Source organism: Streptomyces sp. NPDC012637, from assembly GCF_042954805.1.
Lineage (GTDB): Bacteria > Actinomycetota > Actinomycetes > Streptomycetales > Streptomycetaceae > Streptomyces.
This window is the reverse complement of sequence record NZ_JBIBDS010000001.1, coordinates 901,184-916,461: the sequence shown is the minus strand read 5'-3', so window position 1 is coordinate 916,461 and position 15,278 is coordinate 901,184. Positions and strand designations below refer to the sequence as shown.

Sequence of the window (15,278 nt, the reverse complement as noted above, 5' to 3'; positions counted from 1 at the left end):
GAGGGCGACAGGCGCTATGACCTGCTGCTTCGTGTGTCGCACTTGGGGCAGCGCCCGACGTGCCTGCTGAGAGCCCGGGCCATCCGCTGCTTCGTCGAAGCGGCCTGCGTCGCGCTGACCTTCGCGGCCGGCTTGCCTGCGTGCAGTTGGGAGTGAGCGGTCATGAAGCCGATCTCCCGTTCGTATTCCCGACGGAGGGACGCGAGTTCGGGACAGGTCTTCATCGGGAGGCGCTCCTTGCCTTCGTGCTGTGGGTGTCGTCCCGCAGTTGCTGGAGGACGAGGCTCAGCCGGTCGTTCCGGCCGCCTTTGAGGCCCTCGCGCCGCAGGATCTCCCGCAGCTGGACCCGGGTGATGGCCTCGTTGCCATCCCGCGCGAGTAGGGCGGGTACGTGGGGGAGGACCTGCTGGACCAGGTGCTCCACGGACTGCTCCGGCTCCCGGGGCGGACGCTGCGGCTGCGGGCTGCGGGACCGGCCGCCCCGCTTGCCCTTGGCCTTCGCCGTCGGCTTCCGCCGGAGGGGGACCATGTGTCCCCGGTCCCCGGTGGGCTCGGTCCCCGTGTCGGGGTCGTTCGGTCCCCGGTCCCCGGTGGGCTCGGTCCCCGTGTCGGGGTCGTTCGGTCCCCGGTCCCCGGTGGGCTCGGTCCCCGACTCGGCGCCCCTCGGTCCCGGGTGCGAATCACGCGCCTGAGCAGGCACTTCAAGAGCAGGGCACTCGGTCCCAGCGCCGCCGGCGGTCCCCTCGTCGGGGTCTGGTTTGACGGGCTCTGTGCCCGGGCCACGGTCCCCGGTCCACGCGTCACGGTCCTGTTCTCCGGGGACCGGTCCCCATTCCTCGCACGGTCCCCGGTCCCCGATCGCTCCGGTGTCAGTGTGTGGGGTGTCGGGGACCATGGTTCCCTCGGCGGTCCGCGACGGGACCGTGGCGGTCGTGACGCTTTCGTGGAGGGGGAACCATGGGGAGGGCAGGGGGACCGTGGCGAGCGTGAGTGCGTGCCGACGGGCGGCGAGCTGGTCGAGCAGCACGCGGCGCTGGGCGGGGTCGGTACCGACCGAGGCCCTGCCGATCGCCTTCGACAGCCGCCGCGCGAGTCGTCTGCCGCGCCAGCCCGTTCGCTGTTCGGGGGTGCGCTCGGCGAGGCGGGCTGCGAGGGTGACGGCGCGGGTGGTGGCGCGGTCGCGGGTGATCTGCGCGGCGTCGCGGTCGCGTGCGGCGATACCGAGGCGGGAGAGTAGACGCTCGCGTACTTCCCGCCCAAGGGTGGCGATCAGGCCGCGGGAGGCGGCACCTGGAGTGCGCAGGCGCAGTTCGATGCCCATGGCGAGGTGCCAGAGCATCGCCGCCATGATCGGGCCGACGAAGGCGCGGACCGTGCCACCGACCGGGCCGCTCTCGGCGTAGGCGGGGATCACCTGTACGCCGGTGATGACCCAGACCAGGGTGCCCGGCAGTCCGGGCGCCCCCTGCGTGGCCAGGTTCTGGCGGGCCATCAGCGCGGTCGCGAAGAGTGCAAGTTCAGCGGCGGCGAACATACCGACCCGCTCGGCGGTGCCGGCCATGTCGAGGTAGTCGGCCGCGAACCGCCAGCTGGTGTCCGCGCTGTAGGCGGTGCAGCCGAGCGCGGCGAGTGCGGCGACCTTGACCGCCGGGCTGCCGAGACGTTTCTGCAAACCGGCTTCCCGGCGGCGGAGCGCCCAGCCAGTAAGGCCCAGGGCGAGCAGGGCGGCGGGGACGCCGAGGGCGAGGAGAAGGGACAGGTCCGGGGCGGCACCGAGGGACAGGACGGGGTGGGTCATGCTGCCTTTCCGAGACGAGCGTGCGCCGAGATCGACGTCACCGAACGGACTGCCGGCTGAGTCGTGCCGGGTCTGGCGGTCGCGGGCCGGCCCTTAGCCGGGGCCGTCCGCGTCCTCTTCTTCTGCCTCGGCACGCCGAAGGTCCGGTCCCTGTCGGAGACCTTGTTGGCGGCCTGCCGCAGCAGGTCACGGGCGTGCTTGTGGCTGATCTGCAGGGCGGCGGCGAGTCGGCTGGGGCGCCAGCCCCGGACGTAGGCGTGGTCGATGACGACCTGTCGCTCGGCCTCGGTCAGATGCACGTCGCGTCCGGTGAAGAACGCGATCACGCGGCTGTAGTCGAGGCGCTGGTGCAGCCCGTCGTGCCAGGGGCGCCGCTCAGCCTCGGTGAGGCCGCCCCAGATGCCCTCCTTGAGGACGTTCTCCAGGGCGTAATTGAGGCAGTCGCGGCGGACCGGGCACCAGCCGCACAGCTCCTTCGCCTCGGCGATGGCCTCGTGATCCCGGGGCAGCGGGAAGAACACAGCGTCGGCGTCCTCGGGGTCCATGCCATGACACACGCCGCGGGTTTGCCAGCTGGTGTCGCCGATGCCGCGCAGGCCGGTGGCCGGCGCGTCGTGGGTGGTGATGTGGCGCAAGGTGGTCTCCGGTGTGCTGCCGCGCCGGCCGGTCGAGGCCAGGCGGTGGACGGACGCGGCGTCGGGTGCCGACCGCGGCGCAGAGGCGGGCGCCGCAGCCGGGGCGGGGGACGGTGGTCTGGTGGCGGTGCAGCGGACGGGGTGCACCGACGGGGCGGACCTCAGGCCGCTGCGGGCTGTCGGAGCTGCTCGAGCTCCTGGGCCCGCAGGGCGGCGGCGAGGTCGAGGCGGCCCGGGTGCGGCGTGGCGCGCGGGGCGTTGCCGCGCGTGAAGCCGTCGCGGTCGATCCGCCGGCGGCGGCACGGCTCGCCGACCTGGGCCTGACACCAGTCGCATCGGACGCCAAGGGCGTCGGGCTGGCCCTGGGCGACGGCCGCCTCGCGTGCGGCGCGCGCGGGTCGGTAGGGGGCGAGGGCGGCCCGGGCCTCCGGTGGTATGCAGGAGCCGACCTCCCTCAGTCGCGCCTTCAGTGCCGGGTCGATCCGGCCGCTGGTGATGGCCCGGTACTGCGCGGGCTGAGCGGTGCCGGCGGCTACGGCGCGCCGGGTGCCGGCCAGCTCGGCGGTCCAGGCTGCCTGGTCGTCCGGGTCGACGGACGGGGTCGGGTCGGTGTGCCGGCCCAGACGGTCGCGCCGGTAGGTCTCCCACGGGCGGGCGATATCCGCGGGCAGGATCTGGTACGGGGAGATCCTGATGTGCTGCCGGGCGGCGACACGGGCGTCCCAGCCGTACGGCGTGGCCATCGGCACGTCGCCGAGCAGCTCGTGCCACTGGGCGAGCTGGTCACGGGCCTCGCCCTGGTCGGTGCGGATGGTGCGGGGGTCGAGTCGGCCGATGTAGGCCAGCAGGGCGGCGATTTCGCGGCGATCCACGGGGTGGCTACTCCGTTCCGGTCGGCTCGTCGAGGGCGGCGAGAAGGGCTGCGGTGTGGGCCTCGGCGCGGGTCATGCCGCCCTTCGAGGCGGTGCCGTTGCCGGGCACCGCGTAGAGGTTCGGTCGGCCCGGGGCATGCTCTCGGGCGATCCAGGAGCGCCAGTCGGCAGCCCAGGCACTTGCCGGCCGGGGCTTGAAGTCGGCGCGGTGCGCACGCCACTTCGCGTCGGCCGCCTGCAGGCCCTGTTCGCCGAGGCGGTCGAGGTGTCCCTGCTGGCGGGCCCAGGTGTGGGTGGCTGGGTCGACCTGCCACCCGGCAGCCGAGATGACGGCAGCACCACTGCTGTACCTGCGGTTCAAATCCGGTTCACTACGGTTCTGTATGCCGGATTCCGGTACATCGCTCTGCCGGTTTCCGGTACGTCGAGGTGCCGGTTTCCGCCGCAACCTGCCGGTTTCCGGTACTGCCGGTTTCCGGACCCCTGTGGGGGATTCCGGCACCTCGCGCGGGCGGATTCCGTACCGCCGCAGGGCCGAGATCCGGAGGGTGGGGGCGGCCTCGGGCTTGCCCGCCGGCGCCTGGTCGGTGTCCTCCGCGGTCTCTGCCAGGGCCTGGGCGGCGAGGGGCAGGCGGTAGACCGTGCTGCGCTGCGGGCCGGTGAGGTCGTCGAGCTGCTCCAGCTCACCGGCGTGGACCAGACGGTCGATGGCCTCGCGCACCGTGGAGACGGATGCGCGTGTGCGCTGGGCCAGGCTGGACAGCGAGGCCCAGGAGACGCACTGCTCGTCGGCCACCCGGTCGGCGATCGACAGCAGGACCAGGCGCGCGGTCCCCCGGCTGGAGCTGTTCTCCCACACCCACTCGCGGGCTTCGCTGCTCATCGGCCGCTCCTGATCACGGAACGGCTCTGGCGGCCCGCCGAGGCCGGGAGGGTGTGCTCCCGCTCGGGGCGCTGAGGCGCAGAGACGGAGGCGACTGCCGCGCAGGCCAGGCAGAAGTGCCTTTTGCGCAGGGCAGGAGGCATGCGATACTCCTCGTTGCAGTATTGCCACGCTGACGCGCCCCTCGGAAGGACTCAGCGTGGTGATGGTGGGCAACATCCGCCCTTGCCGGGGCGGACATGCCATTTAGCGTTCGGCGTCTGGGAGTTCCCGCTCCCGGGCGCCGTCGCTGTATACGGACCTACAAGTCGATGTCTGCTGCGCTCCTTGCGTCAGTGGTGCCAGGCTGTGTGCCCGGGGGCGACGAAACATACGCACGAACCCGTGTCAAGATCCAGAGTTGGTTCTTAAACTCTGTACTGGTTGCAGAGAGTCACGAAGGAACCCCTGCCTTTGCGCTTGGGCCCCGTAGTGCCGACTCGCACCGGGTCCGCCTGAGAGTTGCCGCTCTCAGCCAGGTACTGAATCCGGCGGCGCGTTGGGCAAGCGGCGTCAACGACGCAACATGCATGGAGGGGTCCTTCCTGAGGCTGGCACCATAGAGAACCGGAGCCCGGCCAACAGGCACGATACGGAAACGTACGTCAGTTGCGCAAACGCATCAAGCCTGGGCTACAGTGCTCTCCAGAGGCCGCCACCACCGGCCCGATCGCCACCCTGCAGGAGTTCATGTGCCACGTCAGTTCGACGGCAGCCGCGTACGTGCTGTCCGGCGGGCCAAGGACCTCCATCAGAAGGAATTGGCCGAGAAGGTGGGCGTCAGCGCCCCCACGGTCGCGCGATGGGAGAGCGGCCAGGACTTCCCCAAGGGTGAGAAGCTCCCCGCAATTGCAGCGGCGCTCGGTCAGTCGCTCGAGGTCCTTTTCCCCCACGACGGTCCGCCGGACCTCCAGCTCCTGCGCTGCGACGCCGGCCTCAGCGTCGCGCAGGCCGCTGCGATCATCGGCGCGAGCCGCGTGCCGGTGAGCAACGCCGAATCCGGCCGGCGTCGGCTCAGCGATGCTTACGTGCATCCGCTCGCGCAGGCGTACGGTGTGACCGAGCAGGAGCTGCTGGACGCCCAGGACTGCTCGTTCGGGCTTCGCTCCCGGCCCTCGCGCGACCAGCAGTCGTCCGCACCCCGCACGGTCGGAGAAAAGATCAACTATCTCCTGGAGTACGGGTACGTCGGCCAGGAAGCGCCCTCCGATAAGGAAATCGCACGCCTCGTCAACGAGCGTGCGGGCGTGGCGGCCGTCACCGCCGACGACATCGCTGCTCTTCGCACGGGTGCCACGACGGAGGCTTCAGACGTGGTGCGTGCCGGCCTCGCCCATGCCCTCCAGGTCGACGCGGCCCTCTTCCAGGACGACGCCCAGGTCGACCCCAAGGCCCGCGAATTCATGGAGGGGCTCCGCTTCCTCACCTCGATTCACCGAGGGCAGATCCTCGGTCTGGCGGCGCGCGGCAACAGCAAGGGCCTGTCAGCCGAAATGATGGCCCACATCAACGAGCTCGTCGGAGAGCTGAAGCACAAGCTGCCAGAGGTGCAGGACGGGCAGTGACGCCGTCGGCGAGTGCTCTTCGGGGTTTGGTTGTCTGAGGTGTTTTCGGTCTGCCGTCTTGGCGTCTGACGAGGATCGTCGGCCCTGCGTGGAGCAGGCCAGTACAAGCGTTTCGGCAGCCGTGTCAGTGGCCGACAGCAGCGAAAGGGACTGCGGCGATACCCCGGTAACGGGTATCGCCGCAGTCCCTTCGCTGTTCGTGTTCCTGGCGCTCCAACGCCGAGGGTGGAAGCTCGCTCACCCTCCGCGCCGACTGCCCCCCTGACCGCCTGCTGCGGCGGGCGAGCGTCGACGTCCTGGGCGAGTTTGCTGTACCGAGGTGTGGGAGAGCAGGATCGGCGGCTTGGCTCGGCTCGGCATCGAGACCGGTTGGACCGCCGCGCGTCTGGCGCCGGGCTACGACGCCGTGAGGTCCACGCCGAGCAGCTCGGAGACAGTGGCCACCGTCTGCCGGGGGTCCTGGTTGTGGACCCCTGCGAGGCCGAGCTGTTCTGCTGCCTGGACGTACGCTTCGGTGTCGTCGACGAAGACGCACTCCTCGGCCGGCAGATCCATGAGCTTGAGCGTGATCTCGAAGAGCTCCGGGTCGGGCTTGCGCAGCAGGTGCTGCTCGGAGATCACCACGACGTCGTACAGCCGCTCAAGCTCGTAGCCGTCGTACAGGTCCCAAGGGGCGAGTCCCACGCTGTTGGACAGGATGCCCACCTTGATCCCGGCTCGCCTCGCTGCGGCTGCCGCATTGATCATCAGCGGCTCGGGGCGAAGTTCGCCGAAGATGCGGCCCATCAAGTTGTCAGCCGGCACGCCCAGCATCTTGCCGGCGAACTCGTTCCACTCAGTCTGGGAGACCGTTCCGCGCTCGAGGTCGCTGGTGATCCGGACGCCCTCCTCGTGCTTGTACAGGGCCGTGAGGCAGGCGCCCTGCGGGAGGCCCTCGCGCTGCTCGAAGGCAAGCACTGCGGGCAGCAGCGGAGTTGTGAGAACGCCTCCGAAATCGAGGATGAGGCCGGTGCGGCGGTTGGACATGCGGGAACTCCAGATTGCTGAGATTTCGGACGCCCATCCAGACCGGATAGCGTCACTGCCCGGCTACATGTGGCGACGGGCGTAGAGGTGCGTCGCAGGCCGGGGTGCACTTACGAGGCGGAGCAAGACCTATCAGTCCGCATGACCACGGTACCAGCCCAGTTCATGCGGTAGATGGTGCCGAATCTCACGCACCAGCCCGCTAGTCAAGATCGCTATGCAGCCTCGTTCCGATCTCGGTAAATAGGGCCTTAACCGAGAAATCAGACTGTGAAGCGCAGGCTAGCGACCCGGTTCGGATTCCACCTCTATGGAGTGCAGGAGAAGCTCCCGGGCTTGATCCGTGGTGATGTGCGAGTAAGCCGTGCTGACTCGCGCAAGCCACGCCGCTTCACAATCGGTGTCAACGAACGGTTTCTCTCTCAGAGGGGCAGGGGCGCACGGGTTGGCCTGCGAGGTGTCAGCGACCTGGAGCGCGGCCTTAATCCAGTACGCTTCCGCGGCCGGCTCAGGGTCGGGGTGCGAGGCGGTGATGTCCTCGGCGGCGAACATCAAGTCTCGTGGAGCGTAATAGCGCAGCTTCTCGCAAGCGTCAGCAATGTCCTGAGTCCATCGGTCCAGGCGAACATCGATGGGGACGCTTATGTGCCTGAGTTCCGAGAGGCGCCGCCCTGGTGGATACAGACTCGTCCCGGGAAAAGCATCCACCAGGTCAAACCAGAGCGGGTAAGTCCTATACAGGGTGCGCCAAGTTCTCCACCGGGCCGCCGCAGCGCGAGTGGTGGGAATGCTCGCACCTACGGCAACGATCAGGAAGAGCAGGTTCATCCATATCGCTGTGGCGTCTACAAGGAGCTGGACTGTGGAGGGTCTTAGAGGGAATGCGACCGCAGCCCAAAGGATGGTGATACGCGCCAATGTGTGGGTCAGCCCCATCCACATTGAAATCCCCATCAAGCCCAGCCCAACACGCATGCTCGTGTTCTCGACCCGTCGCGCCGCCCTCGTCCACTGGTAGCCGCAAACTGCGGTCGTGATGAGCGGGAAGAAGTAGAACACGGTCATGTAGACCGCGACCCCCCATTGCCCAGCATGGTCGATGAGGAAGTTTTCGCTCGGCCTGTCGCGGTCCACCACGGTGAAAAATAGGACCGTGAGCAGAATGACGCCTATCGCTCCTGCCCTGTAGGACGCGCGGGCGATCCAGCGGGAGACCGCTACGTGCCGGGGTACGACTGACTCCGAGCTCTTCCCGTAGCTGGTGGCGACGTAGGTCAGGGCCGCGATGATCGCCGCGGTACTGGCAAAGTGCCTGAGTAGGGCGCTCAGGTCCACTACAGGAATGCGATCCACCGCATCCATTGCTGCTGGCGTGTAGAGCCACAGGGCTATGGCGAATCCTGCATAACCGCCCCAGAGCGCCCGGCGGTGAGCATCGGCGTACCGAACTGCAGGGAATCGCCATACGGCGATGAGGGTCATCACGGCCGCAGTAAGGTATTTAATGTAGTCGAACACGGAACCAATGGGTATCTGCGTCGGCTGCACGTTTCGCCGGCCCGGAAGGTCAGCCGGTCGCAGCCTGAATTGCCAATAGGTGCACTGCGCGATGTGGCGGAAGTCGTACGGCCGGGAACTGTGCCTCGGTAGTCGCCAGTCGATCGCGGCTAGTGTCGGCGCCGTGGGGGAGCAGCGACTGGGTGAGCGAGTGAATGCTCCAGGAGACTGACCATGTCATCTCCCGTGAACGAATTACGGCGCGCCAGCCGCTTTATCAATGAGGCCGAAAGCTCGGCCTGCTTTTCCTCGGGACTGCCAAAATCTACGCGCCCTTGGACCACGGTCGACGGGAAACGTCGAAGGACATCCCGACGTATGCGCTCAGGGACATACTGTTCGATCTCGGTATCCGTTAGGGACGTCCCGTGGTTCAGCCATTCATGCGCGAGCTCATGGAGAATGATGTGTTCAGTCTGATTCCGACTGGAACGGCGGCGATAGAGAATGATCGTGAACTCTGGCGCTTTGACCCGAAGGCCGCATGCTGTGCCCAGGCCCCCGTCGGGATCATCCAGTGGCACCAGCCGAATCTGGCGACCCAGCGCGCTCTCCATATTCCGCACCAGTGCCTCGACGCTGAAAGGAGCGGGGATGGGGAGATCGGCGAGCAGTCGCTCGCATTCCTTCATGAGTGCGCGCCGTGACGGGTCCCTACGCCAACGCATGGTCGCTCCATTGAAAAATGCCGCTAGGTTTTCACTGCCAGCCCCATCCCGATACTCACATGCGGGGCGCTAGTGGCCAGGAGCTTGCGCTTGAGGCGTGCGGCACTCGGCCGGCACGCCTTTCCCTCTGATCGTACAAGGTGGAAAGCCTGGCCCATGCGAGATGGGGTGTTGTGAAGGTCACCCAAGGGAAAATGTCTCACAATATGGATTCCAAGATCGAGAATTGGCGGTTGTGCCAAGAGAGATCTTTGAATGGTTCTAAGGTGAGATCGGTCCGCCTGCGCGTGCCGCGTGGTGACCAGAGTCGCCACCTTCACCGCTCGACCCGTAGCACCGGTGCCTGGGAAGGCTTCTCCGCGGGCCCGAAGGAACCGTGTTGAACCGACGGGGCTTGTTCAGAAGCGGTTCGGCTGGTGCCCCCTGGGCCTGAGAATCGGGCGCATGTGTGATCTGGTGGTGCATGACACGGCGAGCTGCTACGCCTTCGCGCGGTTCGGCCGGCGGTGGCGATTGTGCGTGACCGAGCATCCGCGCCTCGGGGGTGAACTCGTCCCCGGCGGGCACGCCGAGGCTGGTGAGGACGCGCTTGCGACCGCGGTGCGCGAAGTGTTGGAGGAGACGGGGCACCGAGTGCGCCTGTTGCCGCCGCCGCTTCCTGAGCGGTATCCGCATCCGGCGACCCCGTCGGTGTGGCATGTGGTGTCGATGCCGGCCGCCGCGGACAGCCGCTGCGATCAGCGCCACGTGCACCGGGACCACATCGCCGTCGGTGTGGTCGACCGACCGTTCGCCCTGTACGGGACGCCTGAGCACACGGTCCACTGGGTGGAGCGCAGCGCGCTCGACCGGCTCAGCCTTCCCGAGGACACGCGGGTGCTGGCCGGCGAGCTGTTCGAGATGATCGACCGCGTTGCTGCTGTGCGGCCTCGACCTGCGGTCGACGAGGGCCTGGCCGCAGAGCTGCTGCGGCGGCAGGAGGAAGACCAGGCCGTACGGCTGGTTCCGGTGGCCGAGCGAACGCCGGATCTGATGGAGCGGTGGCTGGCCGTGGACGAGGAGAACACGGGCTGGTTGCGCGAGCTGATCGCCGAGCGCGGGTGGCCAGGCGAGGCGATGGTCGGTCGTCAGGCCGCCGGGGCCGCCTGGCTGCTCGCGCAGCATGCCGACCGGCAGCCCGACTTCCAGCAGGGGTGTCTGGAGCTGCTCTCGGCCGCCGTGACCGCGGGCGATGCCGACCCGCAGCACGGCGCCCTGCTGGAAGACCGGGTACGGATCGCCCGAGGACAGCAGCAGATCTTCGGCACCCAGCTGACAGAGGGTCCCGACGGCACGCTCGTCCCGTACCCTGTTGCGAACCCGGACGAGGTCGAGGCGTTGCGGGCCGCCTGGGGGTTCCAGCCGCTGGAGAGGTACATCGAGCAGGTCGCGGCCAGCGTCGGGTAAGGCAAGGTCAGGGGCGGCAGGCAACAGGCAGGAGACCGCTCTCTTCTGCATTGCGCGTGAGGTTTGCTGAAACGGCTCTGTGCGGTGGCGCTCGGCCGTAGCGTGAGTTGCCATGACCGTGCTGATCATCGGCGGCAGCGGCTTCTTAGGGACCGAGCTGGTACGCCAGGCGGTATCTGCGGGCCACCACCCGGCCGCCACGTTCCATTCCCGCCCCGGCGACTGCGACGGGACGGCATGGCATCGTCTCGACCTTCGCGATCCCCTCCACCTGGAGGAGGTGGTTACCTCGGTGGCTCCGGACGCGGTTATCAACACGACGAGCGGCGGAGCGGACTGGACTGTCACCGCCGAAGGCGGCATCCGCCTCGCCCTAACCGCGGCCGAGCGCCGTATCCGCCTGGTGCACGTCTCCAGCGACGCCGTCTTCTCCGGCACGGGCCGCAACCGCTATGACGAGTCCTGTCTTCCGGACCCGCTTACCCCGTACGGGGCCGCGAAGGCGGCTGCTGAGACCGCCGTACGTCTCCTGTGCCCCGACGCGGCCGTCGCCCGCACCTCCCTGATCATCGGCAACGGCCGATCCGAGCACGAGCGGCTGGTGCACGCGCTGGCCGACGGCACCCAGCAGGGCGCCTTGTTCACAGACGACATCCGCTGCCCCGTCCACCTCGAGGATCTGGCTGCCGCCCTGTGGGAGATCACCCGGTCCGACGCCGCCGGCGTCTTCCACCTCGCTGGCCCGGACGCCCTCAGTCGCCACGAGCTGGGCAAACTCATCGCCCGCCGCGACGGACTCGACCCCGCCCGACTGCCTTCCGCACGCCGCTCCGAAACGAGACTGCCCGGCGGGCTCGACGTACGCCTCGACAGCCGCACATCCCAGCAGAAGCTGCGTACCCGGCTCCGCGGCGCCCGTGAGTTCCTGAGCGGGAACGGCACGAAGCTGACCTGACAGGCACACGCTTTCCGATCCTGTGAATGCCGGGCCCGCAGGGCGACCTTCGGGCAGCTGCCGGAGAGGGCAGTCCCGCGGCCGGACCATGCAAGCAAGCACGCCCGTCCATGACCGCCGGACCAGGCGTCCCGCGCCGTCCCCGAGCATCGACCGACGACCCGCTCGCCGCCTGCTGGAACGGCCTTGTCTACGTACCCGCTGGCACCGCGGCTCAGGAACGGAACTCAACGGGGGCGAGGACCGGACTCCTCCACGCTCGCGCCGTGTGCGCCAACGGAGTGCACTCGCGGTTGAGATGCCGATCTGCCGCTTGGGCCCAGGTCGCGTCAGCTTGATGGGTCTGTGTCACCCGGAGAGGCCGAGAGCACGCGTTCGGCGGACGGGGAGCAGGGCGGTCCGTAGATTGATGGGCATGCCAGATATACGTGATCTTTGGTGGGCGGCGGGGCGGTTGGCCTACGACGTGTCGTCGACGGACTGGATGAACGCTCGATGGCACGTCTCCCTGCGGCGGTCGGCATCGCTGCTCGAACCGGCCTGGCCGAAGGAGTACAGCGGCGGGCCATTCACGTACGCCTTGCCCACGGTGGCGCTGCTGCTCTACACGCGGCCCACCGACGACGAACCCCGTGACTTCCCCGTGGAGCGGATCGTCGAGGCGCTGACGACGCGCGAGCCAGCGCTCGAGGACGTGATCCGGCACGGGCTGACCGATCGTCGGCACGACCTCGACGACGATTCTCAGCTCAGCAGCTTGGTGCGATGGCTGACCGAATACCGGGAGCCGATGGCCTACTCGGCGGGAGGTCTGGAGCTGCCCTCAATGGAAAGCTGGCCGGGCGGCACCCTGATGGGCGCGGCGGCGAGGTGGGCCGCGCACTCGCTGACCCACCATCACCTCGGTGCCGCCTCGGCCGGCGGCTGATCCTGTTCAGCCGATCCGGGTCAGGTCGAGGTCGATGCTGACGGCGGCGTGGTCGGACAGGTCCTTGTCGACCGGCTCCATATGCACCTCGTAGCCGGTCACCGCAGGGGCGAGAGCCGGGCTCGCGAGGATGAGGTCCTGGCGGCGGGGGACGTCGCCGTCGGCGAACGCCGCCGTCGGCACGTCCTCCTTCCCGGCGGAGGCGCTCGCGTCGACGAAGCCGGCGCGGGCCAGGAGCTCGACGGCTTCACGGTCGGAGCGCGGTTCTTCGCCGGGCGAGCGCAGGTGCCCGTTCAGCAGGTGGGCCGGCAGCCGGGACCAGTCGGGCTCGGGAAAGCCCACGCCGATCGCGTTGATGTCTCCCAGCAGGAGGGAGAGGCGGTCCGGTGCTGCCAGAACCTCCAGCGGTGCCACCTCGCGGGCGCGATTCCGGGGGTCGAACGGATCCAGGTGCAGGTTGCGCACCTCCAACAGCTGCTTGATGCCCGGCAGGATCAGGTGGGCCCAGCCCATGACGTGGTGGTAGCGGGTGTGATCGGAACCCGCCGCATCGACCCGGATGTGGTCGCTGAGGAGGATCGCCGAGTGGAAGCGGTGTCCTGCCGTCGTCGGGTTGGCTTCGGCGAGGAAGCCCTGCGCCAGGCCGACGTCGTTCACCATGCGGTGCAGGCGCCGCCCACCGAGTTGGTCCCAGAAGTTGCACTCCTGGAGCGCCAGGATGTCCGGGCGTAGCGCGCGAAGGAACTCGACCTGCCCGTCCCATCGGTCTGCCGTGCCGGAGCCGAAGTCGGTGTGACCGCCGAACAGGGTGTTGAAGGTGACGATGCGTATGGTGCTCATGGGAACTCCTGAGGGGGGCTCTCTGACGGTTAGGGGTGGCGGGCGTACAGGGCGGTCGGCTGGTCCGTCATCAGCGCCCAGTACCGGTCGCCGTAAGACCAGTGCCACCACTCCGTCGCGTAGTTCACAAGGCCGGCGGCGGACAGAGCCGTGGCCAGAGTGGTCCGGTTTGTTCGGGCCTGGCTGCTGATCGAGGCCGCGTGCGTGTAACACGCGCCGTCGGACTCCTCCGGGCTGGCGTTCAGTCGCGTGCCCATGTCCAGCTCGATCCCGTCGGCGTTCACGAGGGTGAGGTCGACGGCGGCGCCGGCGCTGTGCGGCGCGATCTCCGGAGGGGACACGTATCGGCTGGCGGCCTCGTGTATCTGGTCCTGTGTCCAGGCCGGGTTGGCCGCACGGAGCTCGTCCGCGTACTCCTCGAAGTAGCGCAGTTGCAGGTCAGGCGGGCGGTAGCCCTCGATGAACAGCAGGCGCAGGCCGTCGGGCAGGAGCGACTGGGCGTGAAGGAGCCGGTCAAGAACTCCCTGGCGGAGTTGAGCGAAGGCGTCCGCCGGGTCGGACCTGCGGTCGTCGACCAGCAGGTTCCCGCGGACGTCGACGAGCGGTTCGCCGCAGTCCGCGACGAGGATGGCGGCCACGCGTGGGTCGCTCATCAGGATGAGTGGACCGGCGGCATCCCGCGGGTTCGTGTTCAACAGGGCTCCTCGATTCGTCGGCAGCGTGCGGACCCGCACGCCTCGTGGGGCGTGTCTCCTCGCCCGGCGGGGCGGGTGGTGCTGTCGGCCGCGCCGGCCGGGAGCGGTGCCCCGATGGGAGCGTCTCTTCGTTAGCGGGCGCAGGTGCGCAGATGGCTGGTTGGCCGAGGGCGCGGCGTCGGGCATGGGATTCCTCGATTCGGCTGGTGTCTCTTCGGGCGGTGCTGAGTTACCAGGCGGTTGGGGCGCTGAGTTCGGTGACGGGCTGGCTACCGGCCTGGGGAATGCCGAGGAGGACGCGGGCCTGGTGGACCGCCTGGAGCTGCTCGGCCGCGGATGGCCCCCAGTCGAAGAGTTCCAGGGCCTGCTCCGGGGTGGCCAGGATCCGGACATAGGTGCGGCCCGTGGCCGGATCGACAGGGCCCGGGCCGAGGCTCGTGAGGGCGGCGGTGTAGCGGACGCGCGCACAGGGTTCGTCGGTGTCGGACAGGTATCCGAGATACCGGGTTCCGGCGAGTTCGGCGGCGGCCTCCTCGCGGGCTTCACGGATCAACGTGGTCTCGGAATCTGCGTGGTCCGCGGGTTCCGGAGTGCCGCCGGGCAGGCAGGCCGCGCCGGTGTCGGGGTCGAGGAGGACGAGGACGCGCCCGTCCGGGGCGAAGGTCCACGCCCAGGACTGGCGGACCGTGAGGCCGTCGGGGACGGGGCTGGGGTGGAAGGGGAAGTGGTGACGGGCTCGGGCGGTGCGCAGGACGCCGGCCCGGTCAAGCACGGTGGGGGCCGTCGGGAGTCCGTCCTCAAGGAAGGCGGGACCGGCGCCGGCGATGCGGGCGCGGAGCGCGGACAGGGCACGGCGAGCGTCGCCCGGAGCCATCAGAGAGGGCAGGTCGGCGGGCTCGACGAACTCGACGGCCTCGATCTCGCCCGGCGCGGGCCGGATCTCCGCGATCTGATCCTTGTCCCAGACGCCGCCGTCGAAGACGTGCAGGAGCTCGCCGGGGAACTTCATGGCGGGGGGTGTTGTGCGACCGGCGGGGGAGACCCAGTCGACAGCGAGCCCGCGGTTGATCGTCGCCGTGATGCCGAGTTCCTCCTTCAGTTCGCGGGCAGCGCCCTGGGCGGGGGACTCGCCTTTGTCGACGGCGCCGCCCGGCAGCAGGCGCGTGGGGCGGTAGCCGACGCGCTGGATCAGGACCTGCCCGCGCTGGTTGGTGATCAGCACGGAGGTTCCTGCCCACAGGGCGGCCGAGGCGCGCAACGCCCCGTACGCCGCCTCGTTCATCGCCACGCTGGGAGGTTCGTCGGGCGCAGAAGTCGGCGTCATTTCTCTCCGATCGGTGAGTGCTTGCTGGTTGGCGGTGAAGGGGTGGC

The 15,278-nt window shown here is 69.0% G+C and carries 15 protein-coding genes; 5 read left to right on the top strand and 10 right to left on the bottom strand.

From position 1 onward, the window contains the following. Positions 1 to 14: 14 nt before the first annotated feature. From ACFY8W_RS04145 to ACFY8W_RS04125, 5 genes are all read right to left on the bottom strand, one after another. Complete coding sequence (locus tag ACFY8W_RS04145) at positions 15 to 224, bottom strand: hypothetical protein (RefSeq protein ID WP_391099956.1); 210 nt, start codon at positions 222 to 224, stop codon at positions 15 to 17. Further along, the gene (locus ACFY8W_RS04140; RefSeq protein ID WP_391099954.1) at positions 221 to 1,798 is read right to left on the bottom strand and encodes a hypothetical protein; all 1,578 of its coding nucleotides are present in this window, start codon (positions 1,796 to 1,798) and stop codon (positions 221 to 223) included. Before ACFY8W_RS04140 ends, ACFY8W_RS04145 begins: the two co-directional genes overlap by 4 nt. Continuing rightward, positions 1,795 to 2,433: a WhiB family transcriptional regulator gene (locus ACFY8W_RS04135; RefSeq protein WP_391099951.1), complete on the bottom strand. Its 639-nt coding sequence runs from the start codon at positions 2,431 to 2,433 to the stop codon at positions 1,795 to 1,797. The genes ACFY8W_RS04140 and ACFY8W_RS04135 overlap by 4 nt, the downstream gene beginning before the upstream one ends. Before the next feature lie 161 nt (positions 2,434 to 2,594). Beyond that, positions 2,595 to 3,305: a hypothetical protein gene (locus tag ACFY8W_RS04130; protein ID WP_391099949.1), complete on the bottom strand. Its 711-nt coding sequence runs from the start codon at positions 3,303 to 3,305 to the stop codon at positions 2,595 to 2,597. 7 nt (positions 3,306 to 3,312) lie between these two features. Continuing rightward, the gene (locus tag ACFY8W_RS04125) at positions 3,313 to 4,188 is read right to left on the bottom strand and encodes a helix-turn-helix domain-containing protein (protein ID WP_391099947.1); all 876 of its coding nucleotides are present in this window, start codon (positions 4,186 to 4,188) and stop codon (positions 3,313 to 3,315) included. Positions 4,189 to 4,919: 731 nt separating this feature from the next. Here ACFY8W_RS04125 and ACFY8W_RS04120 point away from each other — a divergent pair. After that, positions 4,920 to 5,792, top strand: coding sequence for a helix-turn-helix domain-containing protein (locus tag ACFY8W_RS04120; protein WP_391099944.1), 873 nt, complete (start codon positions 4,920 to 4,922; stop codon positions 5,790 to 5,792). Positions 5,793 to 6,188: 396 nt separating this feature from the next. Here the strand turns inward: ACFY8W_RS04120 and ACFY8W_RS04115 are convergent, their stop codons facing one another. Together ACFY8W_RS04115 and ACFY8W_RS04110 are read right to left on the bottom strand one after the other, a co-directional pair. Further along, complete coding sequence (locus tag ACFY8W_RS04115) at positions 6,189 to 6,818, bottom strand: HAD-IA family hydrolase (protein ID WP_391099942.1); 630 nt, start codon at positions 6,816 to 6,818, stop codon at positions 6,189 to 6,191. Between the two features lie 282 nt (positions 6,819 to 7,100). Further along, positions 7,101 to 8,336, bottom strand: coding sequence for an MAB_1171c family putative transporter (locus tag ACFY8W_RS04110; protein WP_391099940.1), 1,236 nt, complete (start codon positions 8,334 to 8,336; stop codon positions 7,101 to 7,103). Positions 8,337 to 8,758: 422 nt separating this feature from the next. Between ACFY8W_RS04110 and ACFY8W_RS04105 the strand changes: the two genes are divergently transcribed. From ACFY8W_RS04105 to ACFY8W_RS04090, 4 genes are all read left to right on the top strand, one after another. Next, complete coding sequence (locus ACFY8W_RS04105; protein ID WP_391099937.1) at positions 8,759 to 9,022, top strand: hypothetical protein; 264 nt, start codon at positions 8,759 to 8,761, stop codon at positions 9,020 to 9,022. Positions 9,023 to 9,487: 465 nt separating this feature from the next. Beyond that, complete coding sequence (locus ACFY8W_RS04100; protein ID WP_391099935.1) at positions 9,488 to 10,489, top strand: DUF6624 domain-containing protein; 1,002 nt, start codon at positions 9,488 to 9,490, stop codon at positions 10,487 to 10,489. Positions 10,490 to 10,601: 112 nt separating this feature from the next. Next, entirely contained in the window at positions 10,602 to 11,444 is an 843-nt protein-coding gene (locus tag ACFY8W_RS04095) for a sugar nucleotide-binding protein (RefSeq protein ID WP_391099933.1), read from the top strand. A 415-nt stretch (positions 11,445 to 11,859) separates the two neighbouring features. Further along, the gene (locus tag ACFY8W_RS04090; protein WP_391099930.1) at positions 11,860 to 12,372 is read left to right on the top strand and encodes a hypothetical protein; all 513 of its coding nucleotides are present in this window, start codon (positions 11,860 to 11,862) and stop codon (positions 12,370 to 12,372) included. Positions 12,373 to 12,378: 6 nt separating this feature from the next. Here ACFY8W_RS04090 and ACFY8W_RS04085 read toward each other — a convergent pair whose 3' ends face one another. The 3 genes from ACFY8W_RS04085 to ACFY8W_RS04075 all read right to left on the bottom strand — a co-directional run bounded on the left by ACFY8W_RS04085 (position 12,379) and on the right by ACFY8W_RS04075 (position 15,189). Further along, a complete protein-coding gene (locus ACFY8W_RS04085; RefSeq protein ID WP_391099928.1) occupies positions 12,379 to 13,212 on the bottom strand; it encodes an endonuclease/exonuclease/phosphatase family protein in 834 nt (277 codons plus the stop codon). A 29-nt stretch (positions 13,213 to 13,241) separates the two neighbouring features. Continuing rightward, positions 13,242 to 13,865: a M15 family metallopeptidase gene (locus tag ACFY8W_RS04080; protein WP_391099926.1), complete on the bottom strand. Its 624-nt coding sequence runs from the start codon at positions 13,863 to 13,865 to the stop codon at positions 13,242 to 13,244. 271 nt (positions 13,866 to 14,136) lie between these two features. Beyond that, complete coding sequence (locus ACFY8W_RS04075; protein WP_391101700.1) at positions 14,137 to 15,189, bottom strand: NUDIX domain-containing protein; 1,053 nt, start codon at positions 15,187 to 15,189, stop codon at positions 14,137 to 14,139. Positions 15,190 to 15,278 lie beyond the last annotated feature (89 nt).